This window comes from Brachyspira pilosicoli (assembly GCF_019402445.1).
Classification (GTDB): domain Bacteria; phylum Spirochaetota; class Brachyspiria; order Brachyspirales; family Brachyspiraceae; genus Brachyspira; species Brachyspira pilosicoli_B.
Map to the genome: position 1 here is coordinate 1 of NZ_SRZM01000402.1, position 918 is coordinate 918.

The 918-nt window shown below is 25.7% G+C and carries 1 protein-coding gene; it reads right to left on the minus strand.

Going from position 1 to position 918, the window contains the following annotated elements; all coding sequences use genetic code 11:
- Nucleotides 1-170: 170 nt before the first annotated feature.
- Nucleotides 171-779: a LemA family protein gene (locus E6A48_RS11405; protein WP_219710433.1), complete on the minus strand. Its 609-nt coding sequence runs from the start codon at nucleotides 777-779 to the stop codon at nucleotides 171-173.
- Between the last annotated feature and the right edge of the window lie 139 nt (nucleotides 780-918).

The following is a 918-nucleotide window of genomic DNA, read 5'->3' on the forward strand; positions in this document are numbered from 1 at the left end:
TTATACCAATACCATACCTAAAGGTACTTCTTTCAGTCACAGGAACTTCCTTAGGTCGCCCTGAAGGACTCCTTTCAGTCGCAAAAGAAGTGGGGGAGCGTGGGCTAGTCTCCGCAAATAATTAAAATAAAAAAGTGAAAAATTTTTAGTATATATAAATTAATTTAATACTATTGAAATATATGTGCTGTTTGAGAAATGATATTTGTGCCTGTTTCAAATGCCAAGAAAGGAAATTTTCCCATAATACCCGCTACTATATTTGAAGGAGGCATTGTTGATAATCTATTATATTCATTTACATGTGTATTATATGCTTCTATTGCTTTTCTCTCTTCTTGTATTATAGGTCTTATTATTCTTAAAGCTTCCATATAAAATTGATTTGTCCTTAGAACAGGATAATTTCTTGCTGTATAATCTATTTTATTAATATTTTCTTGTATCCTTGCTTGAATATATTGAAACTCTTGAAAGGTTAGTGGTTTTTCTATTAATTTATCATCTATATCTATTTTACTTAGTCTTGTTATATAATTACTTAATGAACTTAGTGTGTATGTATCTAGTCTTGGTATTTTTGATACTGCGTTATAATATTGTATAGAGGCAGACCTTTTTTTTGAATAAATATCTAATATATTATTTAAATATTCTCTTGATAATTTTTCTTCAGTGAGAATAGATTTTTTTATAGAAGTAGTAGTTACTATCATAAATATACTAATAGCTACAACATTAACTATTACAAATATTATAGCTACAATAGAACCTTTCATTATTTTCCCTTCAATATTATTTGTTTAAATAATAAAACAATTATATATAATTAAAGGTAAATTGTCAAAAAATATACAAATACTATTTTTTTAATGTTGATTTTATTACTTCTATGTCGCTTGATATATCTATAATATT

What these genes read in the sequence shown, in the direction of transcription:
- E6A48_RS11405 (WP_219710433.1), bottom strand. Translation starts at nt 779, where the DNA reads ATGAAAGGTTCTATTGTAGCTATAATATTTGTAATAGTTAATGTTGTA.